At 65.9% G+C, this 23,318-nt stretch carries 21 protein-coding genes; 18 read left to right on the top strand and 3 right to left on the bottom strand.

Annotation, left to right across the window (positions count from 1 at the left end; translation table 11 throughout):
• Window positions 1-9: 9 nt before the first annotated feature.
• From J3E61_RS13790 to J3E61_RS13780, 3 genes are all read left to right on the top strand, one after another.
• Window positions 10-807 carry an aminoglycoside resistance protein gene (locus J3E61_RS13790; protein ID WP_210083933.1) on the top strand — a complete coding sequence of 266 codons (798 nt, stop codon included), beginning with the start codon at window positions 10-12 and terminating at the stop codon, window positions 805-807.
• 161 nt (window positions 808-968) lie between these two features.
• Window positions 969-1,850, top strand: coding sequence for a class I SAM-dependent methyltransferase (locus tag J3E61_RS13785; RefSeq protein WP_210085543.1), 882 nt, complete (start codon window positions 969-971; stop codon window positions 1,848-1,850).
• 119 nt (window positions 1,851-1,969) lie between these two features.
• Window positions 1,970-2,824, top strand: coding sequence for a class I SAM-dependent methyltransferase (locus J3E61_RS13780; RefSeq protein WP_210085542.1), 855 nt, complete (start codon window positions 1,970-1,972; stop codon window positions 2,822-2,824).
• A gap of 3 nt (window positions 2,825-2,827) precedes the next feature.
• On the opposite strand, the gene J3E61_RS13775 is transcribed toward J3E61_RS13780, so the two are convergent.
• Window positions 2,828-4,078 carry a beta-ketoacyl-ACP synthase gene (locus tag J3E61_RS13775; protein WP_210083932.1) on the bottom strand — a complete coding sequence of 417 codons (1,251 nt, stop codon included), beginning with the start codon at window positions 4,076-4,078 and terminating at the stop codon, window positions 2,828-2,830.
• Window positions 4,079-4,317: 239 nt separating this feature from the next.
• Between J3E61_RS13775 and J3E61_RS13770 the strand changes: the two genes are divergently transcribed.
• The 6 genes from J3E61_RS13770 (at window position 4,318) to J3E61_RS13745 (ending at window position 11,066) form a co-directional block, all read left to right on the top strand.
• A complete protein-coding gene (locus J3E61_RS13770) occupies window positions 4,318-5,916 on the top strand; it encodes an aldehyde dehydrogenase (NADP(+)) (protein WP_210083931.1) in 1,599 nt (532 codons plus the stop codon).
• A 31-nt stretch (window positions 5,917-5,947) separates the two neighbouring features.
• Window positions 5,948-6,886: a 5-dehydro-4-deoxyglucarate dehydratase gene (locus tag J3E61_RS13765; RefSeq protein ID WP_210083930.1), complete on the top strand. Its 939-nt coding sequence runs from the start codon at window positions 5,948-5,950 to the stop codon at window positions 6,884-6,886.
• A 2-nt stretch (window positions 6,887-6,888) separates the two neighbouring features.
• The gene (locus J3E61_RS13760) at window positions 6,889-8,154 is read left to right on the top strand and encodes a glucarate dehydratase (RefSeq protein WP_210083929.1); all 1,266 of its coding nucleotides are present in this window, start codon (window positions 6,889-6,891) and stop codon (window positions 8,152-8,154) included.
• A 141-nt stretch (window positions 8,155-8,295) separates the two neighbouring features.
• Window positions 8,296-9,234 carry a LysR family transcriptional regulator gene (locus J3E61_RS13755; protein WP_210083928.1) on the top strand — a complete coding sequence of 313 codons (939 nt, stop codon included), beginning with the start codon at window positions 8,296-8,298 and terminating at the stop codon, window positions 9,232-9,234.
• A 68-nt stretch (window positions 9,235-9,302) separates the two neighbouring features.
• A complete protein-coding gene (locus J3E61_RS13750; protein ID WP_192725354.1) occupies window positions 9,303-9,635 on the top strand; it encodes a hemophore-related protein in 333 nt (110 codons plus the stop codon).
• Window positions 9,636-9,746: 111 nt separating this feature from the next.
• Window positions 9,747-11,066, top strand: a complete 1,320-nt coding sequence (locus tag J3E61_RS13745; RefSeq protein WP_210083927.1) for an FAD-binding protein — start codon at window positions 9,747-9,749, stop codon at window positions 11,064-11,066.
• Here the strand turns inward: J3E61_RS13745 and J3E61_RS13740 are convergent.
• A complete protein-coding gene (locus tag J3E61_RS13740) occupies window positions 11,023-11,985 on the bottom strand; it encodes a 2-hydroxyacid dehydrogenase (RefSeq protein ID WP_210083926.1) in 963 nt (320 codons plus the stop codon). The genes J3E61_RS13745 and J3E61_RS13740 overlap by 44 nt on opposite strands.
• Before the next feature lie 282 nt (window positions 11,986-12,267).
• On the opposite strand from J3E61_RS13740, the gene J3E61_RS13735 reads away from it, so the two are divergent.
• Genes J3E61_RS13735 through J3E61_RS13695 form a run of 9 tightly spaced genes read left to right on the top strand, consistent with a single transcriptional unit; the run spans window position 12,268 to window position 21,547 of the window.
• Window positions 12,268-13,812, top strand: a complete 1,545-nt coding sequence (locus J3E61_RS13735) for a peptide ABC transporter substrate-binding protein (protein WP_210083925.1) — start codon at window positions 12,268-12,270, stop codon at window positions 13,810-13,812.
• A 3-nt stretch (window positions 13,813-13,815) separates the two neighbouring features.
• Window positions 13,816-14,742 carry an ABC transporter permease gene (locus tag J3E61_RS13730; protein ID WP_210083924.1) on the top strand — a complete coding sequence of 309 codons (927 nt, stop codon included), beginning with the start codon at window positions 13,816-13,818 and terminating at the stop codon, window positions 14,740-14,742.
• A 7-nt stretch (window positions 14,743-14,749) separates the two neighbouring features.
• The gene (locus J3E61_RS13725) at window positions 14,750-15,727 is read left to right on the top strand and encodes an ABC transporter permease subunit (RefSeq protein WP_192725359.1); all 978 of its coding nucleotides are present in this window, start codon (window positions 14,750-14,752) and stop codon (window positions 15,725-15,727) included.
• An 11-nt stretch (window positions 15,728-15,738) separates the two neighbouring features.
• Complete coding sequence (locus tag J3E61_RS13720; RefSeq protein ID WP_210083923.1) at window positions 15,739-16,743, top strand: ABC transporter ATP-binding protein; 1,005 nt, start codon at window positions 15,739-15,741, stop codon at window positions 16,741-16,743.
• The gene (locus tag J3E61_RS13715; RefSeq protein WP_210083922.1) at window positions 16,736-17,731 is read left to right on the top strand and encodes an ATP-binding cassette domain-containing protein; all 996 of its coding nucleotides are present in this window, start codon (window positions 16,736-16,738) and stop codon (window positions 17,729-17,731) included. The genes J3E61_RS13720 and J3E61_RS13715 overlap by 8 nt, the downstream gene beginning before the upstream one ends.
• Window positions 17,728-18,450: a TSUP family transporter gene (locus tag J3E61_RS13710; protein ID WP_192725361.1), complete on the top strand. Its 723-nt coding sequence runs from the start codon at window positions 17,728-17,730 to the stop codon at window positions 18,448-18,450. The genes J3E61_RS13715 and J3E61_RS13710 overlap by 4 nt, the downstream gene beginning before the upstream one ends.
• Window positions 18,451-18,458: 8 nt before the next feature.
• The gene (locus J3E61_RS13705) at window positions 18,459-19,262 is read left to right on the top strand and encodes an IclR family transcriptional regulator (RefSeq protein ID WP_210083921.1); all 804 of its coding nucleotides are present in this window, start codon (window positions 18,459-18,461) and stop codon (window positions 19,260-19,262) included.
• Window positions 19,263-19,271: 9 nt separating this feature from the next.
• Window positions 19,272-20,597 (top strand): glucarate dehydratase, encoded by a 1,326-nt coding sequence (gene gudD / locus J3E61_RS13700; RefSeq protein WP_210083920.1) that lies wholly within the window; start codon window positions 19,272-19,274, stop codon window positions 20,595-20,597.
• Window positions 20,594-21,547 (top strand): hydroxyacid dehydrogenase, encoded by a 954-nt coding sequence (locus J3E61_RS13695; protein ID WP_210083919.1) that lies wholly within the window; start codon window positions 20,594-20,596, stop codon window positions 21,545-21,547. Before gudD ends, J3E61_RS13695 begins: the two co-directional genes overlap by 4 nt.
• 119 nt (window positions 21,548-21,666) lie before the next feature.
• On the opposite strand, the gene J3E61_RS13690 is transcribed toward J3E61_RS13695, so the two are convergent.
• Complete coding sequence (locus J3E61_RS13690; RefSeq protein ID WP_210083918.1) at window positions 21,667-23,238, bottom strand: serine/threonine protein kinase; 1,572 nt, start codon at window positions 23,236-23,238, stop codon at window positions 21,667-21,669.
• Window positions 23,239-23,318: the final 80 nt, after the last annotated feature.

The following is a 23,318-nucleotide window of genomic DNA, read 5'->3' as shown; positions in this document are numbered from 1 at the left end:
CATCCGTTGGTGACCAACCTCGCCGACGTCACGCAGAACCAACTCGACCGATGGCGGCTCCGCCGTGACGGCGAACCGGTCCGGGGGGCCTGCTCGGTGGTGCTGCCGGTGCGGACGTCCGAAGGAATGCAGGCAGTCCTGAAGATCACCGATGACGTCGAGTCCGAACACGAGCACCTCGTGCTGCGCCGCTGGGGCGGCGACGGCGCGGTCCGCCTGCTCAGCGCCGACCCCCCGCACCACGCGGTCCTGCTGGAGCGACTGCGTGAACACAGCCTGGACACGCTGCGAGACGTCGACGCCTGCGAGGTGGTAGCCGCGCTATACCGGCGGCTTCACGTCCCCGCCCTACCCCAATTACACACGCTCACTTCATATCTCGAAGGGTGGACCGTCGAATTCGAGGAACTCCCGCGGAGCGCGCCCATCCCACACCGGCTGGTTGAGCAAGCGACGGCGTTGAGCCGCGAACTGGCAGATCAACCGGCAGACAACGTGGTTCACGGCAACCTCCACTACCGCAACGTGCTCGCCGGCGACCGTGAACCCTGGCTCGCCATCGCGCCGCGGCCGGCGAACGGCGATCCACATTACGAAATCGCACCGATGCTGTGGCATCGCTGGGACGAACTCGTCGGCAACGTCCGCGACGGCGTGCGACGGCGTTTTTACGCGCTCGTCGACGCGGCAGGCTTCGACGAAGACCGCGCCCGCGCCTGGGTCATCGTCCGGGTGGTGCGGCAAGCCGTCCACGACTCCGCCAACCTGACCAGGTACGTTGCCTTGGCCAAGGCGGTGCAGGACTGATTGGTTGCCCACCAACAGTATTGGGTGCTCGCATCGACAAGGGTAATGTCAGGATCGGTGTTAAAGAAGCTGACACATATCAACTGCCCGTATTCGACTGTCAGCGAGGATGCATAGTGTCAGGTAGCGCAGGAACAACTCCGGTCGCCCAGTCCAAGTGGCTGTCCAAGTCCGCCGGCCAGACGCGCGGCTCGGACAAGAAGGAAGTCCAGTTCCACTACGACATCTCCAACGACTTCTTCAAGCTGTGGCAGGACCCCACTCAGACCTACAGCTGCGCCTACTTCGAGCGCGACGATATGACGCTCGAACAGGCGCAGATGGCCAAGGTCGATCTTTCGCTCGGCAAGCTGGGGCTGCAACCGGGGATGACCCTGCTCGACATCGGTTGTGGGTGGGGGTCCACGATCATGCGGGCCGTCGAGAAGTACGACGTCAATGTCATCGGGTTGACGCTTTCGGAGAACCAGAAGCAGCACATCGAGGACCACTGGTTCGCCAACTCGACGAGCAAGCGTCACATGGAGGTTCGCCTGCAGCCGTGGGAGGAGTTCGAAGGGCGGGTCGACCGGATCGTGTCGATCGGCGCGTTCGAGCACTTCGGGTTCGGCAAGTACGACGACTACTTCAAGAAGACCTTCAACTGGCTGCCGGACGACGGGGTCATGCTGCTACACACGATCATCATTCCCGAAGACGAGGAGATCAAAGCCAAGAAGTTGCCGCTGACCATGTCGAACGTCCGCTTCATCAAGTTCATCATGGATGAGATCTACCCGGGCGGTCGGCTGCCGCTGGCGTCGATGGTCAGGGACCACGCCGTCGAGGCCGGCTACCACGTCACGCGTGAGCAACACCTCCAGCCGCACTATGTTCGGACGCTGGATACCTGGGCGGCAAATCTCGAGTCACAGAAGGACGAGGCCATCGCCATCACCTCGACAGAGATCTACGAGCGGTTCATGAAGTACCTCACGGGGTGTGCCGACCTGTTTCGCAACGGATACACAGATGTTTGCCAGTTCACTTGCGAGAAAGGCTGATTCGCCCACCTAACGAAACTTGAGGTAGAAACAAGGGGGGTCAGGTCCGTCGAGATCGCGAGTGCGATCCGTGGAGGAGGTCGATAGAGGTGGCTGAGGGCAACGCCGGGACGGTGAAGATGCGGCCGTTTTTCGAGGAGATCCAGGCCCACTACGACCTCTCCGACGAATTCTTCGGGACGTTTCAAGACCCATCCCGCACCTACAGTTGTGCGTTTTTCACCAGCGACACCATGTCTCTTGAAGACGCGCAGATGGCGAAGATCGATCTCGCGCTCGACAAGCTCGAATTGCGCCCCGGAATGACGCTTCTCGACGTCGGTTGCGGGTGGGGCTCGGTACTGAAGCGTGCGGTCCAGAACTACGACGTCAACGTCGTCGGGCTGACGCTGAGCAAGAATCAGGCGGCTTACTGCCAGCACTTGCTCGAGGAGATCGATTCCGATCGCTCGCGGCGAGTGTTCCTGCGCGGCTGGGAAGAATTCGACGAGCCCGTCGACCGCATCATCAGCATCGAGGCGTTCGAAGCGTTTCCGAAAGACCGCTACGCGGCCTTCTTCGAAACCTGCTATCGAATCCTGCCTGCGGGCGGCCGGATGGTGCTGCAGACGATCCTCGGCCATCCGCTCAAGCGGTGGCCCGAGATGGGCATCCCGATCACCATGACGGACCTGAAGTTCATGCGGTTCATTGCCAAGGAGATCTTCCCTGGCGGCGCCATCCCCTGTGACGAAGACATTGCCGAATACTCCGGTGCGGCAGGGTTTTCGCTGGAACAGACGCAGTACCTCAACGAGCATTATGTGCGGACGCTGGATGCGTGGGCGGCCAACTTGCAAGCTGCGCACGACGAAGCGGTGGCCGCGACGTCCCAAGAGGTTTTCGACCGCTACATGCGCTACCTGACCGGATGCTCCGACTTCTTCCGCCGCGGGATCAGCGAACTGGGACAGTTCACGTTGACGAAGGCGTGACGCTCAAGCGGCGCCGAACACGACCGCGACGTTGTGGCCGCCGATGCCAAACGAATTGGTGACCGCATAGCGGTAGTCGCCGTTGCGAGGAATGCCGCTGACGACGTCGAGGTCGATTTCGGGGTCGAGGTTCGTCAGGTTCAGCGTCGCAGGCACGACTCCGTCGCGCAGCGCCTGAACCGTCAACACCGCCTCCACGGCGCCTGCCGCGCCCAACGAATGACCTAGTGCGGCTTTGGGAGCGAAAACCGCCGGCTTGTGATTGCCGAATGCGAGCGCGATCGCGTTGGCCTCGGCGAGGTCGCCGTGCTTGGTACCGCTGGCATGTGCATTCACATGGTCGATGTCGGTAGGCGTCAGGCCCGCCAAGTCGATGGCGCGCACGATCGCGTGGCTGGCATCCTGCCCGCTTGGGTTCGGCTCGACCACGTCGTAGCCGTCGGAGGTCATCGCCGCCCCCATGACCCGCGCCAGGATCGAGGCACCGCGCGCCTTGGCGTGTTCCTCGGTCTCGATGAGCAGTAGCGCACCGCCTTCGCCGAGCACCATGCCGTCGCGGTCCTTGTCGAACGGGCGGCAGGCTGCCTGCGGGTCATCGTTGTTGGCTGACAACAGCCCCGCCTGCCAGAACGATGCGACGGGCACCGCCTCGATGTGCGTCTCCACCCCGCCGCAGATCGCGATGTCAGCCTCGCCGAGCACGATCTGTCGCCACGCCTCGGCGATTGCTGCGGCGCCCGACGCGTCGCCCATGATCGGCGACATGATCCCGGCCTTGGCCTGGCGATCGAGCCCGAGCGCTGCGGCAGGCGAATTCGGCATGTACATCTGCACCGCGAGAGGCGACACCGCGCGCAGCCCCTTCTCCTTCCAGGAGTCGTACTGCGAGGGGATCTCCTCGGTGCTGCCGAGGGCGAGGCCCATTGCGATCATCAGTCGCCTGGTATCGACGTCCGGCGTTCCGGCGTTCTCCCACAACCGCCGTCCCAACACGAGCGACATCTTCTGCATGTACGCCAGCCGCCGGAGCTCCACGCGGCTGAGGTGTTCGTCGAAATTCTCTTGCAGCGGCCCGCCGATGCGCACCGGTGAATCGAACTCGCCGACGAAGGCTTTATCCAGTTCGCGAATGCCGCTTTGCCCGTCGAGCAGCGCCCGCCAAGTCTTTTCCGCATCGGGGCCAAGCGAAGTGGTCGATGCGACTGCGGTGACGACGACGTCGGGGAAACCGTCGCCCGTTCTCAACGACGCCATGCCTGCCGAATTCCTTCACTCGCGAGATTGTGTTGAGCGGTCTGACACCAGATTACGAGCCTCTGCAAGGCGACTCACAGGTCGTCTTGTCGATGTTCGTTCGATGGCTTCCCCGTTCGTTTGCCGAGGCATTAATCCAAGTACTGCATCATTCGGCCGTATATCGGTCTTGGACAAGCATGGATATGCCTCCTACCGTTGCTGATAGACAGCGACGACCAGCGACGGCCGAGGACACCATGACAACGACCATGCCCGACACCTCACGCCTGACCGGACAGATGCTCATCGCCGGCTCACCCGTGCGCGGCGCAGGCACACCGATTCGCGGGTTCAACCCGAGCACCGGCCAGCAACTCGAGCCTGCCTACCCCTACGGCGATCGGTCTCACGTCGAGACCGCGTGCTCCGCGGCTGCGGCGGCTTTCGCCGACTACCGGTCGAGGCCCGCCGAGCAGCGCGCCAAGTTCCTGGAGAAGATCGCGGCCAACATCGAAGCCATCCGCGACGGTGTCATCGCCCGCGCCGTCGCGGAATCAGGACTGCCAGAGGCCCGCATCACCGGCGAGGTCGCGCGCACCACCGGTCAGTTGCGGATGTTCGCCGACGTGCTGCGCGAGGGCAGCTGGAACGGCGCCCGCATCGATCCCGCCCTGCCCGACCGGGAGCCGTTGCCACGGCCCGACATTCGTCAGCGCTCCATTCCGCTGGGGCCGGTCGCGGTGTTCGGCGCAAGCAACTTTCCGCTGGCGTTCTCGGTCGCAGGTGGCGATACCGCGTCGGCACTGGCCGCCGGGTGCCCGGTCGTCGTCAAAGCCCACGACGCCCACCCCGGGACCTCCGAATTGATCGGCCGCGCCATCACCGAGGCTGTCGCAGACACCGGACTGCCTGCAGGCACCTTCTCGCTGCTGTTCGGATCGGGGCCCGAGCTTGGCGTCGCGCTCGTCACCGATCCGCGGATCAAGGCGGTCGGCTTCACCGGATCACGCACTGCGGGAACGGCTCTCGTCGCTGCCGCGGCGAGCCGTCCCGAACCGATCCCGGTGTACGCCGAGATGAGCTCGATCAACCCGGTGTTCCTGCTCGACGGCGCCCTGGCCTCACGCGGTGCAGCCCTCGGCGCCGCGTTCGTCGCGTCGCTGACAATGGGCTCCGGACAGTTCTGCACCAATCCGGGTTTGGTGATCGCCATAGACGGGCCGGGCTTTGACACCTTCCTCGGCGCGGCACGGGATGCCGTCGCGAAGGCAGCTGCCACCCCGATGCTCACGCCCGGCATCGCGTCGAACTACGCCGCCGGTGTCGACACGTTGAGCGGAGAAGCCGACCTGATAGTCCGTGGCGAGGCTTCCGAGAGCGAAACATATTGCCGAGCTGCACTATTCGCGACCGATGCGTCGAGTTTCCTGGGCACGGAGCGGCTGCAGGCCGAGGTATTCGGCGCGTCGAGCCTGATCGTGCGCTGCGCCGACGCAGCCGAGATGCGCGCCGTCGCCGAGGGCCTCGAGGGCCAGCTGACTGCCACCGTGCACGCCGACGAGTCCGACTACGACGATGCTCGCCAGCTGGTGCCCCTGCTCGAGCTCAAGGCAGGCCGGATCCTCTTCGACGGCTGGCCTACCGGCGTCGAGGTCGGGCACGCGATGGTGCACGGTGGCCCATACCCGGCCACGTCCGACTCGCGGAGCACATCGGTTGGCTCACGTGCGATCGAGCGCTTCCTTCGCCCGGTCGCCTACCAGAACGTACCGAAGTCGCTGCTGCCCAGTGCAATTGCCGACGAGAATCCAGACCACCTGTGGCGGCGCATCGATGGCCGACTGACCCGTGACTGACCCCGAAACACCGATCAAGGAGTCCCAACCGATGCACCCCACGTTTAGTGGAGTTCTGTTCTTCCCTGTCACCCCGATGACCGAGGCAGGCGAGGTCGACCTCGACCTGCTGGCCCGCCACGTCGGCAGCGGTGTCGACGCCGGTCCCGGCGGCGTGTTCATCGCCTGCGGCACAGGTGAATTCCACGCCATGGAGGCCGAGGAGTTCGGCCGCGTCGTGCGAACTGCCGTCGAGGTGGTGGCGGGACGCGTACCGGTCTACGCGGGCGCAGGCGGCTCCGTCACCCAGGCCAAGGTATTCGCCGCGACCGCCAAGGACGCCGGCGCCGACGGCATCCTGTTGCTGCCGCCGTATCTCGTCGAGATGCCGCAGGCTGGGCTGATCGCCTACACCCGAGAGGTCGCGGCTGTCACCGACCTTCCGCTCATCGTCTACAACCGCAACAATGCCCGCTATACCGAGGCATCCGCCATCGAGGTCGCTAAAATCCCGAATGTGATCGGATTCAAGGACGGCACAGGCGATCTCGACCAGGTCGCGCGCATTGTCCGCGCGGTCAGCGATGCGTTGAAAGATGCAGGAAAGGACTTCCTGTTCTTCAACGGCATGCCGACCGCGGAGACCACGCAGCAGGCCTACCGCGCGATCGGGGTGCCGCTGTACTCGTCGGCGACGTTCGCGTTCGCCCCCGACCTGGCGCTGGCGTTCTTCAACGCGCTCGAAGCCGGAAATGACGCGCTGGCGAACGGCCTGCTGCGGGAGTTCTTCCACCCGCTCGTGCGACTGCGCGACACAGTGCCCGGATATGCGGTATCGCTCGTCAAGGCGGGCGTCGCATTGGAGGGCACGCCCGCGGGCCCGGTCCGCCCACCGCTGGTGATGCCGACCGCCGACGACGTGATCGAACTGCAGGCCATCATCGCCGCTGGTCGGTCGGTGCTGGCCGAGGCGCTCACCGAGGCTGTATAGCTATGGCGCCCAGCCGAATTCGCATCACGGGCGCCCGCATCACGCCGGTCGCGTTCGTCGACCCGCCACTGCTCAACACCGTTGGCCTGCACCAGCCGTACGCGCTGCGTGCGATCATCCAGCTGGACACCGACGCAGGCCTCGTCGGCCTCGGCGAGACGTACGCCGACCAGGCGCACCTCGCGCGGTTGGAATCGGCGGCTTACGCAATCACCGGCCTGGACGTGTTCGCGTTGAATTCGATACGCGCGGCGATCGCTTCGCGACTCAAGGGCGACTCCCGTGCGGTCGGGACGGCCGGCATGATCGCGTCGGCCAGCGCGGTCGACCAGGTGCTGTCGCCGTTCGAGGTCGCGTGCCTTGACGTGCAGGGGCACGCCACCGGCCGTCCGGTGTCGGACCTGCTCGGCGGCGCGGTCCGCGATGCCGTTCCGTTCAGCGCATACCTGTTCTACAAGTGGGCGGCGCATCCCGGCTTCGAGCCGGACGCATTCGGCGAGGCGCTCGACCCGGACGGCATCGTCGCGCAGGCGCGGCGCATCGTCGGCGAATACGGTTTCAGCGCAATCAAACTCAAGGGCGGCGTGTTCGCGCCCGAGGAGGAGATGGCGGCCATCGAAGCGCTGCGGTCGGCGTTCCCTTCGCATCCGTTGCGGCTGGATCCGAACGCGGCATGGACGCCACAGACGTCGGTGAAGGTGGCCTCCGGCCTGGCGGGTGTCCTGGAATACCTCGAAGACCCGACGCCGGGGCTGGACGGAATGGCCGAGGTGGCGCGGCAGGCGCCGATGCCGCTTGCGACGAACATGTGCGTCGTCGCCTTCGATCACCTGGCGCCCGCAGTCGCGAAACAGTCGGTGCGCGTGGTGCTCTCGGATCATCACTATTGGGGCGGACTGCAGCGGTCGCGGCTGCTGGCCGGCATTTGCGAGACTTTCGGGCTCGGGCTGTCGATGCACTCGAATTCGCATCTGGGCATCAGCCTGGCGGCGATGGTGCATTTGGCCGGCGCGACACCCAACCTGACCTACGCGTGCGATACGCATTGGCCGTGGAAGACCGAGGAGATCGTCAAGCCAGGAGCGCTGTCGTTCGTGGACGGATCGGTGGCGGTGCCGACGACGCCTGGACTCGGGGTCGAGATCGACGAGGATGCGCTCGCGGCGTTGCATGAGCAGTACATGCGGTGCGGGATCCGTGACCGCGACGACACCGGATACATGAAGAGCATCGATCCGGGTTTCGACCCGACCGGTCCGCGCTGGTAGCCCTTACCCCGCCGAACGTGGGTTACCCGCACGCTATTGGCGCCTGAAGCGTGCGTTAAGCCCACACTCGGCGATCGGGGGCACCTAAACTGATGCCCAACCTGCGCGTAAACGGTGCGCAGTGATGCGAGGAGTGCATCGGTGTTTTCGCTCGCCCGGTTGTCCTGTTTCGTCGCCGTCGCGGAAGAACTGCACTTCGGGAGGGCCGCTGAGCGGCTGCACATGACTCAGCCCCCGCTGAGCAGGCAGATCCAGCAGCTGGAGAACGAGCTTGGCGTGCAGCTCATCGACCGCACCACCAGGACGGTGACGCTGACTCCTGCCGGCGTCGCGTTCCTGCCCGATGCCCGGCGCATCCTGCAGCTGGCCGAGGGTGCTGCACAAACCGTGAAACGGATCCCGGAAGGCGACCTGGGCACCGTCGTCGTCGGGTTCACCGCGGCCTCCGCTCACGTGGTGCTACCGCGGCTGCTCGGGGCGGCGCGAGAGAAGCTGCCCGATGTGAAGCTGGAGCTGCGGGAAATGGTGACGGCGGTGCAGCTCGAGGGGCTGATGACGGGTGAGCTCGACCTGGGCATGGCGCGCCCGCCGGTGAAGCGGCCGGGCCTGGTGTCGCGACCGCTGCTGCACGAGCAGCTGATCGCCGCGGTGCCGGAGGGGCATCCGATCGCCTCGCTGGGACGGCAGCTGACGCTGAACGACCTCGACGGCCAGGACGTGATCATGTACTCGCCGGTGCAGGCCAGGTATTTCAACGAGTTGCTCATCAGCACGTTCACGATCGCCGGGGCGACGCCGCGCTACGTGCAGTACGTGACGCAGGTGCACACGATGTTGGTGTTGGTGCGCTCAGGCATCGGCATCGCGCTGGTGCCTGCGTCGGCGGCGACACTGCACCCCGACGGCGTGGTGTTCCGGTCGATCGGGGCGTTTCGGGAGCGGCCGGTGGAGTTGGATGCGGTGTGGCGGGGCGACAGCTCCAATCCCGCCCTGCTGCGGCTGTTGAGAGACGTTCTGCCGCAGCGCGAATGGACCACCGATGATCTGGTCGAAGACGCGGTGCGTCTAAGAAGTCTCTGAGAGACGTGTTCTCTTTCAACGAAAATCGACGACGGACGCGCTGGTCTGCGGCGTGCTAGCGTGAATGCATGATCTTGAGGACGAAAGTGGTTGTTGCCGCGACCGGCATGGCACTGTCGCTCGGCCTCAGCAGCGGGATCGCTTCCGCAACTCCCGATGTAGGTGCGGTCGTCAACACGACATGCAGCTACGACCAGGTGATCGCAGCGCTGAATGCCCAGTCGCCCGAGAACGCCGCCGAGTTCACCGGAAGTCCGGTGGCGGTGGGATGGCTGCACCAATTCCTCGGCGCGCCGGTACCTCAGCGTCAGCAGATGCTCCAGCAGGTGCAGAGCATTCCGGCGGCTGCGCCATACACCGGCCTTGTCGTCCAGGTCGCCAACAGCTGCAACAACTACTAAGACGTTCTCAAGCGTGTCATCATTTGATGACACGCCCCAGTAGGGTCGGGTCTGCCGGAGTGAACTCGAGTGAGCGAACGTCGACAAACCGCAGTCGTATGTGGCGCAAGCATGGCCGGACTGCTCGCCGCCGCAGTCCTTTCCGACTTCTATGAATCCGTCACGCTCATCGAGCGTGATGTGTTGCCCGACGAGGTAACTCACCGGCGTGGCGCATCGCAGAGCCACCATCTGCACGCGTTGATGAGTCGCGGCTCGCGCGCGTTGGGTCAATTGCTCCCCGAACTGCCGGACGACCTCGTCACGGCAGGCGCCGGATTCGTCGACGGCACCGACCCGGCCGTCGCCTATATCCGCTTCGGCGATCACGTGTTGTCCCGCGCCGGCCGATTCACCAACCCCCACGGGATCTCCACTCATCTCGCCAGCCGCCCACTGTTGGAGACGCTTGTGCGGCGTCGAGTGCGGGCGATCGAGAACGTGACGATCCTCGACGGACACGAGGCCATCGAACCGACCGTCGACCTCGCGGGCGATGTCACCGGGATTCGCGTGGCCAACCGCGCCTCGGGCGAAGAGCATCGGCTGGACGCCGACTTGGTCATCGCCGCGACCGGCCGCTCGGCGCGCACGCCGGCATTCCTCGAAGCGCACGGCTACGGCCGACCCGCCGAACAGCGCTACACCGTCAACCTGAACTACACGAGCCAGTTCTTCAAGGTCCCGATCGGCCTGATCAGCGAGAAGACCGTCCTGATTGCACCGACGATCGAAAGGTCAACCGGCGCAGGTCTATTGGTCTACGAAAACGATGTCGTGGTCCTCACCCTCATCGGCGTCGCAGGCCAGAAGCTACCGACTGACTTTGCCGGGCTCATGACGTCCACTGCCGAACTGTTGCCGCCCCACATCATCACCGCGCTGCGCGCCGGCGAACCACTGGGCCCGGTGCGCGCGCAGAACTACCCCGCGAGCGTGTGGCGCCGTTACGACAAGATCAGTCGATTCCCGAAGGGACTGCTTGTCATCGGCGACGCCGTCTGCAGCTTCAATCCGGTCTATGGCCAAGGCATGACTTCCGCAGCGCTGCAAGCTATTGCGTTGCGTGACGCGTTGCGCAAGGGCACCGATGACGTGGCTCAGCGCTACTTCCGCGCCACCACCAAGAAGTTGCGGCCCGTCTGGCGGGGCAACCGGTTGAACGACTTCGCCGTCTTCCCCGCCGACGATTGGCGCTCGGTACCGAAACGGTTAATCAACTGGTACATGGACAGATTCATGGCTGCCGCGGCCAAAGACATCGTTCTGACCGAGACATTCGTTCGCATTCTGCATCTCGTCGAGCCCGCGAGCCGACTGATGCACCCGGCCATGTTGATGAGGGTGATCAGGAGTCAGCGCCGACCCGCGCCGGCATCGGCACCGGCGTGACGAGCTGACCGGTCTTCAAGAAGCTGTCGAGGTTGCGCAGCGTCAGGTCCTCCATCGCCGCGCGGGTTTCCACCGTGCCGCTGGCGACATGCGGCAGCACGACGACGTTGTCCATGGTCAACAGCGCGCCAGGCACATTGGGCTCGTCCTCGAACACGTCGAGCCCGGCACCCGCCAACCGGCCTTCCTCCAGCGCGTCGACCAACGCCTTCTCGTCGACGACACTGCCGCGCGCGATGTTCACCAGATAACCGTCGGGACCCAACGCCTCGATCACCTCGCGGCTGACCAGGCCCTGTGTGCCCGCACCGCCTGCCGCGGCGACGATCAGCACATCCGCCCCGCGCGCCAGGTCCGCCGGTGTCTCCACATACTCATACGGTGATCCCTCGACCACATGTCTGTTGTGATAGGAGATCACGCAGCCAAAGGCGCTGAGCCGCTGCGCGATTGCACGGCCGATGCGGCCGAGCCCGATGATCCCGATTCGCTTGTTGCTCACCTGACGGGTCAGCGGATAGTTCCCGTCAACCGGCCACCGGCCCGCGCGCACATAGCGGTCTGCAGCCGAGAACTGCCGCATCACGTCGATCACCAAACCCACCGCCGTGTCGGCCACGCAGTCCGTCAGCACATCGGGCGTGTTGCTGACCACGACGCCGCGCGCTGCGGCCGCATCCACGTCGGTGGTGTCATAGCCGACCCCGAAGTTCACGACCGCCCCAAGGTTGGGCAGCGCAGCCATCAACTCGGCATCAACGCCGGTCCGGCCCGACGTCACCACCGCCTTGATCTCGCTGCCGTGCTCGGCCAGGAATTCGGCGGGCTCGTCGGGCAGCACGTAGGCCGCGTAGTCGTCCCGCAGGGTCTGCGCCAACGACGGCTTCAACGGTCCGACCTGCAACACCGAACTACTCATGACCCCCACGGTACGGCGACCTGCGAATACCCGTCCAACCCCGAAATAGCATGGACTTATACCCAACCCGCATGACAGCGCTATCGACAGTCCAGGCAGGGTATGGGCGGTCGAAAAACCAAGTGTGAGCTGGCATTTCGCAGGAGAGGTTGGCCAATACAAACTCCCATTCGGCCACTTGGCCCGGGTTGACGCTGTTCCGAAGCCGTCCCTAACGTGTGTCTGCGATCACACGGTTTATCTACATACGTGGACGTCACCAACCGCAGCCCGGGAGGATCCATGAGACGCCAAGCACTTGCCGTCGCGCTTGCGGCAGTCACCGTGGTCGCCAGCGGCTGCACCGTCGCCAACTCGCGGCACGGTGGCTACGACCTCAACACCCTGCGGATCGTGCTGCCCGAGGAGCCGCCGACCCTCGAGCCGTGCGAGAGCTCGCTGACGTCGACGGGTGTCGTCGTCAGGTCCAACATCACCGAACCGCTCATCGAGCGCGACCCGGCCTCCGGTGACCTGCAGCCGCTGCTGTCCACCGGCTGGCGGCAAACCTCGCCGACCGAGTGGACCTTCGACATCCGCAAGGACGTCACCTTCTCCAACGGTGCTCGGTTCACCGCAACCGACGCCGCGTTCTCCATCGACCGGGCCGTCAACTCCGATCTGAATTGCAACGTCGACGGCTACGTGTTCGGCGACGAGAAGCTCAAGCTCAACGCCGTCAACGACACCACGCTGACAGTGACCACCGAAACCCCCGATCCCATTCTGCCGCTGCGTATCTCGTTCGTGGAGATCGTCCCGCGCACCACCAGCACCACCGCGAAGGTGCGCGAACCGATCGGCACCGGCCCCTACGTCGTCGACGATTGGGAGTACGGCCAGAAGTTGCGGCTGGCGCGCAACGCCACCTACTGGGGCAAGCAGCCCGCGTTCGCCCGCGCCGAATACCAGTGGCGCAGCGAGGGCAGCGTGCGCGCCGCGATGATCACCAACGACGAGACCGACATCGCGACGGGCCTTGGCCCCGAGGACGGCGCGGGCAACCTCGGTGTGGCGTTTCCCAACAACGAAACCACCGCACTGCGCATCACGTGTATCCAAGCGCCGCTGAACGACATCCGCGTCCGCCAAGCCATCAACTACTCGGTCAACCGCACCGGAATCGTCAAGGCGCTGTTCCGCGGCATGGGCGAGCCGGCCGCCCAGTTGATCCCCGACGGCGTCGTCGGCCACAACCCAGATCTGGCGCTGTGGCCGCACGATCCGGGCAAGGCCAAGCAGTTGGTGGCCGAGGCGAAGGCGGCCGGAGTCCCTGTCGGCACACAGATCAGGTTGATCGGCCGCACCGCGCAGTTCCCGAAGATCACCGAGACCATGGAAGTCATCCAAAGTGAGCTGGCCGAAATCGGCCTGAACGCCAAGATCGAGATGATGGACACCGCGGGTCAGCTGCAGTATCAGCTACGCCCGTTCCCTGACAACGCAGGACCGTTCGTCGCGCTGATCATGCACGGCAACCAGGCCGGGGATGCAGCGTTCAGCGTCGACCAGTACATGCGCACCGACGGAGCGCAAAACGGCTGCGGTACACCTGCTTTCGACCAGAAGATCGATGCGGCCGGACAGCTCATCGGCCAGCAGCGTCAGGACGCGTACGCCAAGCTGTTCGCGGCCGAGCCGACCGAGGTCGGCCAGTTCGCCTACATCGCGCACATGAACGGGGTGCTCGGAAAGTCACCGCGCGTCGACTATCGGCCGAACTCCGCAACCGGAGACGAGATGCGGCTAGCCCAGATGACGTTCGCCAGCACAAACCGGGAGGCCTAGCCCATGTTCTCCTTCGTCCGGCGACGGATGTACACCAGCGCACTGCCGTTGATCATCGTGCTGCTCGGCGTGTTCCTCCTCGCCCGGCTCACCGGCGACCCCACGAACCTGTACCTGCCCGAGTCAGCCACCCCGGAGCAGCGTGCCGACTTCGCCGCGAAGAACGGGTTCGACCAGCCACTGTTGACCCAACTCGGCGACTATTTCAAGGGCGTCCTGCACCTGGACTTCGGCACCTCGCTTCGCACCGGTGAATCCGCGTCCGAAATGGCGCTGCGGGCCTTTCCTGCCACGCTCCAATTAGCGTTCACCACAATGCTTCTGGCGATCGTCCTGGCGGTGATCATCGGCTGCTGGGCCGCCTACCGTCCCAACTCGCTGGCCGACCGGTTCTCCAGCCTGTTGTCGATGACCGCCGCCAGCATCCCGGACTTCTGGTTCGCGATCACCGGCGTCTGGCTCTTCGCCGTCCTGCTCGGCTGGCTGCCCACCTCCGGTGTCGACAGCGGCCTGTCCTGGATACTGCCGATCGCGACGCTGATGATCCGGCCGCTCGGTGTGCTCACCCAAGTCGTTCGCGGCGCAATGGTTTCCGCGCTGTCCGCCCCTTACGTGCGGCTGGCCCGCAGTAAGGGAGCCAGCGACCTGCGTGTCGTCACCCACCACGCGCTGCGCAACGCCGCCGCCCCGGCGCTGACCGTCGCGGGCGACCTGGCCGTCGGCCTGGTCAACGGCGCGGTCGTGGTCGAAGCGATCTTCGGCTGGCCCGGCATCGGCAAGCTGATGATCGACGCGATCCTGCAACGCGACTTCGCCGTGCTGCAGGCAGCGGTGCTGCTGACCGCGGTGAGCATCTTCGCTCTGAACATCCTGATCGACGCCTGCTACGCACTGCTCGACGCCCGCGTCCGGGAACCGGCGAGAGTCTAGGAGAGACATGAGCACCCAACTCGATCTCGTCCCGGTCAAGCCGACCACCGCGATCGTCGGCGAGCCCGAAACCCGCAAGCGCTCGAAATGGTTCCGGTTGCTGGTCAACGACCGCGTCGCCGCCGCAGCAGCGGTCGTGCTCGGCCTGGTCTTTTTCACCGGGATCGTCGGACCGATGTTCGTCGGCAACCTCGCCACTCATATCGACCTGGACAACTCCAACCAGGCGCCGTTCACGCTCGCCCACGGGTGGGCCAACATCCTCGGTACCGATCCGCTCGGCCGCAGCATGCTGGCCCGGCTGATCGTCGCCTGCCGCACCACGTTGTCGGTCGCAGTCCCCGCCGTGGTCATTTCCGCCGTCGTGGGTTCCGCGATCGGCATGTGGGCCGGCTACTACCGCGGCTGGCGCGAAACGATTGCGATGCGGGTCGCCGATGTGATCATGAGCTTCCCGTCGCTGCTGCTCGCCGTCGTCGTGCTGTACGTGTTCTCGCCAAGCGCGGCGAACATCGTTCTGGTGCTGGCGATCACGCGCGTCCCTGTCTACCTGCGCACGGCTCGCGCCGAGTCCGCCGAACTGCAGAGCAGGCTGTTCGTCGACGCGGCCCGCACGTTCGGCGCCAGCGCCCAAGCGATCATCTGGCGCCACGTCGCGCCCGTCGTCCTGCCCACCTTGCTGACCGTCGCGACGCTCGACTTCTGCTACGTGATGCTGGCGGAGAGCTCGTTGAGCTTCCTGGGCATCGGCATCCAGCCGCCCGACGTCAGCTGGGGCCTGATGGTCTCGCAGGGCCGCACCTACCTGCACACCGCGTGGTGGCTGTCGTTCTTCCCCGGCCTTGCCATTGTCATCACCACCGTGTCGGCGACCATCCTCGCCGCATGGGCCCGGATCGCCACCGACCCGGGACAACGGTGGCGCCTGACCGTTCCGCAGAAACGCCTCTCTCGCTTCACCAAAACCACGAAGCGCCTCTCTTGAAAGGCACAAGCATGACCGCTGTCGCAGAACGCCTGCCCGATCTCGACGAAACCGTGTTGGAGGTCGACGGGCTGACCGTCGACATACGCACGATCAGCGGCACCGTCCGCGCGGTCAACGACGTCAGCTTCACGGCGCGCCGCGGCGAAACGCTGGCGCTGCTCGGCGAATCCGGCTGCGGCAAGTCGATGACGGCCACCGCCCTCGTCGGCCTGCTCGAGCCCGTCGCCGACGTGGTCGGTGGGACAGCGCAACTCAGCGGCTTTGACCTGTTCCGCGTCGGCAGGGCCAAGCGCCGTGAGATCGCGGGCACCGAACTCGCGATCGTCTTTCAGGATGCACTCACCGCGCTGAACCCGCTCTACACCGTGGGAACCCAACTGGCCGAACCATTCCGGATCCACCACGGCATGAGCGCCAAGCAGGCCAAGGCCAAAGCGGTCGAGCTGATGGCCCGCGTCGGCATCCCGCAACCCGAGACCCGGCTGAACTCCTACCCACACCAGTTCTCAGGCGGCATGCGGCAGCGACTGCTGATCGCGATGGCCGTCGCGCTCAACCCCAGCGTGCTGATCGCCGACGAGCCGACCACCGCGCTCGACGTGACCGTGCAGGCTCAGATCATGGCGCTGTTGCGCGATCTGCGTGCCGAATACAAGATGGCCGTCGTGCTGATCACGCACGACCTGGCGCTGGTCGCAGAGGAGGCAGATCGCGTCGCGGTGATGTACGCGGGCAATATCGTCGAAACCGGCCCGGTAGCAGAGGTTTTCGCCAACCCGCGGCACCCGTACACCAAGGGGCTGCTGAACTCGGTTCCCGTCCACGCCCGCCGCGGTGATCAACTCAAATCGATCGGCGGCACGCCCCCGGACCTGCACGCCATCCCTGCGGGTTGCGTGTATCAGGCGCGCTGCCCGTTGGCGCGCGACATCTGCGCGACGACGCGACCCGCCCTTGATGGTGGCGACCGCAAGGCCGCCTGCCACTTCCCCGAAGAGGTGAAAAGTGTCTGAGAAGCTGCTCGAAGTCCGCGATCTGCACAAGTCGTTCAGCGTTCCCAACGCAGGCAAGAAGAAGCTCTGCGCGCTGGACGGCATCACGCTCGACCTGTCCCGCGGCGAGACCCTCGGCCTTGTGGGCGAATCCGGATGCGGAAAGTCGACGCTGGCAAGGACATTGCTGATGCTGGAACGACCGGACTCGGGCACCGTGCGCTTCGACGGCATCGATCCGTTCGGCCTGCGCGGCAAGGAGCTGCTGGCGTTCCGCCGTCGGGTCCAGATGGTCTTCCAGGATCCCTACGCGTCGCTGAATGCGCGGATGACGGCCGGCGAGCTCATCGCCGAGCCGTGGCGCAGCCACAAGGGTGTGTACAAGGGCCGTCGTGACCGTGAGATGCGCGTGCGCGGCCTGCTGGACCTTGTCGGTCTCGGCGCGAAGTCCTTCGACAAGTATCCGCAGGAGTTCTCCGGCGGCCAGCGCCAACGCATCGGGATCGCCCGCGCGCTGGCGCTCGACCCAGATGTGATCATTTGCGACGAGCCGGTGTCCGCGCTCGACCTGTCGGTGCAGGCGCAGGTACTCAACTTGCTCAACGACCTGCAGAGCCAGCTGGGCATCTCGTACATCTTCATCTCGCACGACTTGTCCGTCGTCCGCCACGTCGCAGACCGCGTCGCGGTGATGTATCTCGGCAGAATCATCGAATCCGGCCCTACCGAAGCGGTTTTCGACCGGCCAAACCACCCATACACCGCCGCGCTGATGTCTGCGGCGCCCAAGCTGAACGGCGAGCAGCGCCCCGAACGGATCTTGCTCAAGGGCGAGGTGCCTTCCCCGCTGAACCCACCGTCAGGCTGCCGGTTCCGGACGCGCTGCTGGAAGGCCACCAACGTCTGCGCGACGACAACGCCGCCGAGTGCGGTGGACCCCGAAGTATCTGGACACGCCGCCGAGTGCCACCATCCGCTGTTGCAGGAGGGGACGCTGGCCTCGGTATGAGTGTCCTCGGATTCTGCACTGTCGCCGGGGCGGTGATGCTGGCGTCCTGTCTGCAGGCGTCGATCGGCTTCGGCATCGGCATGCTGGCCGCGCCGGTGATCGCGCTCGTCGACCCGCGGCTCATTCCGGGCACCCTGATCATGGTCGCGACGCTGGTGACGTTGATCGTGGCCGTGCGGGAGCGCGAAGACATCGACTTGCACGGCACGGGCTGGGCTCTGGTAGGCCGGGTGCCCGGAACCATTGCGGGCGCATTGCTTTTGGCGATGCTGCCAGAGCGGGCACTGACGGTGATGCTGGCCGGCGTGGTGCTCGCAGGTGTCGCCCTTACCAGCTTCGGTTGGATTCCTGCACCGCGGCGGCGCAACGTGGTGCTGGCGGGCGCGACGTCGGGTGTGCTGGGCACCGCAACGTCGATCGGTGGTCCGCCGATGGCGCTGGTGTGGCAACGCAACAGCGGTGCGCGCCTGCGTGGGACGATGAGCGGCTTCTTTCTGGTCGGCTCGATGATGTCGATTGCCGCGCTCGCGGTGACCGGGGCCATCGACGGCCGAACCGTGTCGGCGTTCGCTGCGTTGATCCCTGCGGCGGTCGCCGGATACGCGCTTTCACGCCGCGTCAACCGCTTTCTTGATCCAACCCGACTGCGCTGGTTGGCAATCGGCGCCTCGACACTGGGCGCCGTGGTATTGATCGGCCGCGAACTGCTGCCGAGCTGAGGAGGACCGTGACTGACGAGCCCGACATCGCCGTACGCAAGGTGAAATCCGCCGTGCGGACCGTGGAGCTGCTCGAGTACCTGGCCGCCCGGCCCGACCACCCTGCGCGCCTCCGCGAGATCAGTGACGCACTCGACATGCCCCGCAGCAGCGCGCACGCCCTGCTGCGCACGCTCGTCGCGCAGGGCTGGGTGCGGTGCGATCCGTCAGGAACGTTGTACGGCATCGGCATTCGCGCACTGCTCGTCGGCACGAGCTACCTGGACAGCGACCCGTACCTGCCGCTGATCGCCCCGTTCCTCGACGACCTGCGCCAGGACCTCGACGAGACATTTCACCTCGGCCGCCTCGACGGCACCGACGTCGTATACCTGGCCACCCGCGAGTCCAAGCAGTACACCCGCGCGGCGAATCGGGTCGGCAGGCGGCTGCCGGCATACTCCACCGCGCTGGGTAAGTCGCTGCTGGCCGAGCGGTTCGGCACCGACCGCGACGAGCACATCCCGGGCGCGCTTCGGGCGCTCACCGCCAACACGGTGGTCGACCGCGCCGCGCTCGACGAGGTGCTCGACGACGTGAGGGTGCGGGGATTTGCCGCAGACCACGAGGAGAACACCACGGGACTGCGGTGTTTCGCCGTCGCGCTGCGCTACTGCACACCCGCGCAGGACGCCATCAGCTGCTCAGTGCCGGTGGGCCGGCTGACGAAGGAGCGTGAGCGCGAGATCGTCGACGCGCTTTGCACGATGGGCGACAAGGTGTCCCGCGTCGTGCGCCCACTGGCCAACGGCGACAAATGGTTCGCGTCGTAAGGAGATGGCATGAACACACCCGTCGTTAGCGACATCACGGTGATCCCGGTCGCGGGCCACGACAGCATGCTGCTGAACCTCAGCGGCGCGCACGGGCCGTACTTCACCCGAAACCTGGTGATCCTCACCGACTCCGAGGGCAACACCGGCGTCGGTGAAGTTCCTGGCGGTGAACCGATCCGTCGCACACTCGAGGAGGCAGGTGCTCTGGTCACCGGCCGCAGCATCGGCGACTACCACGCTGTGCTCAACGACATGCGGCGCGTGTTCGGCGACCGTGACGCCGCGGGGCGAGGCGCGCAGACGTTCGACCTGCGCGTCGCCGTGCATGCGGTGACCGCCGTCGAGTCGGCGATGCTCGACCTTCTCGGCAAGCATCTCGAGGTGCCGGTGGCGGCGCTGTTGGGCGAAGGGCAGCAGCGGGATCGTGTGCAAGCGCTGGGGTATCTGTTCTTCGTCGGCGACCGCACCAAGACGGACCTCGCGTACCGATCGGCGCCCGACGAGACCGACGACTGGCTGCGACTGCGCCACGAGGAAGCGCTGACGCCGGACGCCGTCGTGAGTCTCGCGGAAGCGGCGCGGGCGCGGTACGGGTTCCGCGACTTCAAGCTGAAGGGCGGCGTGCTGCCGGCGGCCGACGAGGCCAAGGCCGTGATCGCACTGGCGGAGCGATTCCCCGACGCTCGAATCACGTTGGACCCCAACGGCGGTTGGCTACTGGTGGACGCGGTGAGGACGTGTCGCGAGCTGACGGATGTGTTGGCCTACGCCGAGGATCCCGTCGGTCCCGAGGGCGGGTTCTCCGGTCGCGAGGTGATGGCGGAATTCAAACGGGCGACCGGTCTGCCGACGGCGACGAACATGATCGGCACCGACTGGCGCGAACTCGGTCACGCGATCCGCGCGAACGCGGTAGACATCCCGTTGGCCGATCCGCACTTCTGGACGATGGCCGGGTCGGTGCGCGTCGCGCAGCTGTGCGATGCATGGGGGTTGACCTGGGGGTCGCACTCCAACAACCACTTCGACGTTTCGCTGGCGATGTTCACCCATGTCGCTGCCGCGGCACCTGGCACGATCACCGCGATCGACACCCACTGGATATGGCAGGACGGCCAACGGATCACGGGCGAGCCGTACCAGATCGTCGACGGCTACCTCACGGTGCCAAACAAACCGGGGCTTGGGGTCGAACTCGACATGGCGGCCGTCAGCGCGGCACACGAGTTGTATCAACGCGAAGGGCTCGGCAGCCGCGACGACGCCGTCGCGATGCAATACCTGATCCCCGGCTGGACGTTCGACCCGAAACGCCCTGCGCTGCAACGATGAAGATCGTCGTCGCGGATAGGAACCTGCTGCCGCACCGCGAGCGGTTCGAAGCGGCGATGCCGCCGGGCGCCGAAGTGAGTTGGGGCGGCGACGGGTTGTGGGACGCCGATGTTTATGTCGGGAGCAGGTTCACCGCGGACATGGCGGGCGTGGCGCAGAAGCTGCGGTTGATTCACGTCGCCGGTGCGGGAACCGACAAGGTGGACTTCTCGTCGCTGGGTCCGGATGTTCTGGTGGCCAATACGTTTCACCATGAGCGGTCGATTGCCGAGTATGCGGTCGCGGCCGCGGTGATGCTGCGCCGCGAGTTTCTGGCGCAGGACCGTCAGTTGCGGCGCGGCGTGTGGGCGACGTCGGTGTACGACGGCGCGATAGCTCAGCTCGACACCTTGGGCAGCGCACACATCGGGTTCGTCGGGTTCGGGCACATCGGCCGGTGCGCATGGAACTTGTTCCGCGCCTTCGGTTGTAGCGGGTCGGCGGTGACGGGCTCGGGGCGGGTTTCCGCGTGTGGCCTGGAGTGGTCCGGGCCGACGACAGAGCTGGATCGACTGCTGACAGAGTGCGACGTCGCGGTGGTGTCGGCGCCGCTGAATGAGCACACCGAGGGAATGATCGGCCCTGGGCAGCTGCGCGCACTGGGACATGACGGCGTGTTGATCAATGTCGGGCGAGGTCCGCTGGTGCAGGAGCAGGCGTTGTACGACGCGTTGGCGGCCGGGGTGATCCGCGCTGCGGCGATCGATGTCTGGTATCGCTACCCGTCGGACCAGGGCGCTGCTCCGCCGAGTGACCTGCCGTTCGCGGAGCTGTCGAACGTGTTGATGACGCCGCACTCGTCGGGCGTCACGCGGGACACCTTCGCGGGACGGGCGGACGACATCGCTGCGAACATCGGGCGCCTGCAACGGGGTGAGCCACTGGAGAACGTCGTCTTCGGCGGCAAGTGACGGCGTCCAAGCCAGAGGCTGACTGCACTCCTCCCGGGGCTGTCATCAATTGTTGACAGTCTCTAGAAGAGAACACCGACCGAGCAGCGCAATCAAACCGGCTGTCGACCGCCACGCTTTTACGGTCCGGCGGAGTACTCCAACGCCGGCTCGTCCGAATCCACATGCCCGTTGCTGCGGATGGTCAGATGATCGGGCCGCACCTCATAGCTCGCGCCGTCGGCCGGGTTGCTGACATCAAACCCGCCGCCATTGGGCACGGCGTTGCTGAGCCGTACGTTGGCGCCGTCGCGCAACCGTTCACCGTGGTAGTAGTAGCTGCCCGCACTCGTCTGGCATATCACCGCGAGTGACTGCGCCGTCCTGATCGCGGCCACCGCCGTGTTCCCCGCGTCGCACCGCGCCGCGTGCCCGACGAACCCCTGGGCATCCGTGCCAGACACTCCCGGCAACGGTGTCCCAGTTGTCGTCGGCGTCGTCGAGGTCGTTGTCGACGGCGTGGTCGTCGTCGTGGTCGATGGCGAAACCGTCTCCGTGGTCGTGCTCACCGACGGCGGCGGCGCGGTGACCGTGGTCGACGGCGGTGCCGCCGTGTCGTCGCCGCCGGAGAACAGCTGCATCGCCAACACCACCGCCACGCCGAACAGCACGACCGTCGCGATCACGAGCGCCACCTGGCTGCCGCCGAACCTCGACTTCTGCGGCGACGGCACCGGCTCAGGCGCAGGAATCGGCTGCGGCGGATACGGCGTATAGCCCGTGCCCGCCGGATTCGGATACACGGCCGAGAACTGCCGCGTCGAAGCCGGCGGTGGGCTGCTCACCGCAGGGACCGCAGGCGCAGGCGGCACGGGCCCGCCCGAAACCGCGGCCGTCGCCGCTCTGGCCAACTCACCCGCCGAGGCGAACCGCTCCCCTGGCTTCTTCGCCATGCCCTTCGCGATGACGTCGTCGAACGCCCTCGGAATGCCTCGCCGCATGATGCTCGGCCGTGGCGGCGGCGAGAACATGTGCGCCGTCATCAGTTGACGCAGATCCCCCGTCTCAAAGGGTGGCCGACCCGTCAGGCTCTCGTAGAGCAGGCAGGTCAGCGAGTACACATCGGCGGCAGGCCCCACCTGCCCGCCGCTGAACCGCTCCGCCGACATGTAGGCGCAAGATCCGATGATCAACCCCGTCGAGGTCACACTCGCGTCGCCGCCGCCGTGCGCGATCCCGAAGTCCACCAGGTACGCGAAGTCGTCGGAGGTCAGCAGCACATTCTCCGGTTTGATGTCGCGATGTACCAGGCCGTCGGCGTGCGCGGCGTCCAGCGCCGCAGCCACCTGCGCGATGATCGACGCGGCCCGGGCCGGCGCAAGCGGCCCGTTCGCCCGCAGTTCGTCCTTGAGGCTGCCGCCCTCGACCAGGCGCATGTCGATATACAGCACCCCGTCGATGTCCCCGAAGTCGTGCACGGGAATGACGTGCGGCTCCTGCAGCCGGGCCGCCACCCGCGACTCCCGCCTGAAACGCTCCTGATAGGTCGGGTCCGCGGCCATCTCAGCCCGTAGCACCTTGACCGCCACCGTCCTGTCCTTCACGGTGTCGTAGGCGCGATATACCTCACCCATACCGCCGACCCCGATCAGCGAGTTCAGCTCGTAGGGCCCGAAGCGGGTGCCAAGGCGTGAACCTTGAGGCAGGGTCATGCCAATCCTTCCCAGTCCTAACCGACCTAACCGTCCGCACCCCGACGCGCAGCGATACATCGTGTTCCCACATTGGACGC

It is taken from the genome of Mycobacterium sp. OAE908 (genome assembly GCF_017872775.1).
Taxonomy (GTDB): domain Bacteria; phylum Actinomycetota; class Actinomycetes; order Mycobacteriales; family Mycobacteriaceae; genus Mycobacterium.
This window is presented reverse-complemented; position numbering and strand designations above follow the sequence as displayed.

Coding starts and splice junctions, on each gene's coding strand:
- J3E61_RS13780 (WP_210085542.1), top strand. CDS start 1,970: ATGCGGCCGTTTTTCGAGGAGATCCAGGCCCACTACGACCTCTCCGAC.
- J3E61_RS13775 (WP_210083932.1), bottom strand. CDS start 4,078: ATGGCGTCGTTGAGAACGGGCGACGGTTTCCCCGACGTCGTCGTCACC.
- J3E61_RS13770 (WP_210083931.1), top strand. CDS start 4,318: ATGACAACGACCATGCCCGACACCTCACGCCTGACCGGACAGATGCTC.
- J3E61_RS13765 (WP_210083930.1), top strand. CDS start 5,948: ATGCACCCCACGTTTAGTGGAGTTCTGTTCTTCCCTGTCACCCCGATG.
- J3E61_RS13760 (WP_210083929.1), top strand. CDS start 6,889: ATGGCGCCCAGCCGAATTCGCATCACGGGCGCCCGCATCACGCCGGTC.
- J3E61_RS13750 (WP_192725354.1), top strand. CDS start 9,303: ATGATCTTGAGGACGAAAGTGGTTGTTGCCGCGACCGGCATGGCACTG.
- J3E61_RS13745 (WP_210083927.1), top strand. CDS start 9,747: ATGGCCGGACTGCTCGCCGCCGCAGTCCTTTCCGACTTCTATGAATCC.
- J3E61_RS13740 (WP_210083926.1), bottom strand. CDS start 11,985: ATGAGTAGTTCGGTGTTGCAGGTCGGACCGTTGAAGCCGTCGTTGGCG.
- J3E61_RS13735 (WP_210083925.1), top strand. CDS start 12,268: ATGAGACGCCAAGCACTTGCCGTCGCGCTTGCGGCAGTCACCGTGGTC.
- J3E61_RS13730 (WP_210083924.1), top strand. CDS start 13,816: ATGTTCTCCTTCGTCCGGCGACGGATGTACACCAGCGCACTGCCGTTG.
- J3E61_RS13725 (WP_192725359.1), top strand. CDS start 14,750: ATGAGCACCCAACTCGATCTCGTCCCGGTCAAGCCGACCACCGCGATC.
- J3E61_RS13720 (WP_210083923.1), top strand. CDS start 15,739: ATGACCGCTGTCGCAGAACGCCTGCCCGATCTCGACGAAACCGTGTTG.
- J3E61_RS13710 (WP_192725361.1), top strand. CDS start 17,728: ATGAGTGTCCTCGGATTCTGCACTGTCGCCGGGGCGGTGATGCTGGCG.
- gudD (WP_210083920.1), top strand. CDS start 19,272: ATGAACACACCCGTCGTTAGCGACATCACGGTGATCCCGGTCGCGGGC.
- J3E61_RS13695 (WP_210083919.1), top strand. CDS start 20,594: ATGAAGATCGTCGTCGCGGATAGGAACCTGCTGCCGCACCGCGAGCGG.
- J3E61_RS13690 (WP_210083918.1), bottom strand. CDS start 23,238: ATGACCCTGCCTCAAGGTTCACGCCTTGGCACCCGCTTCGGGCCCTAC.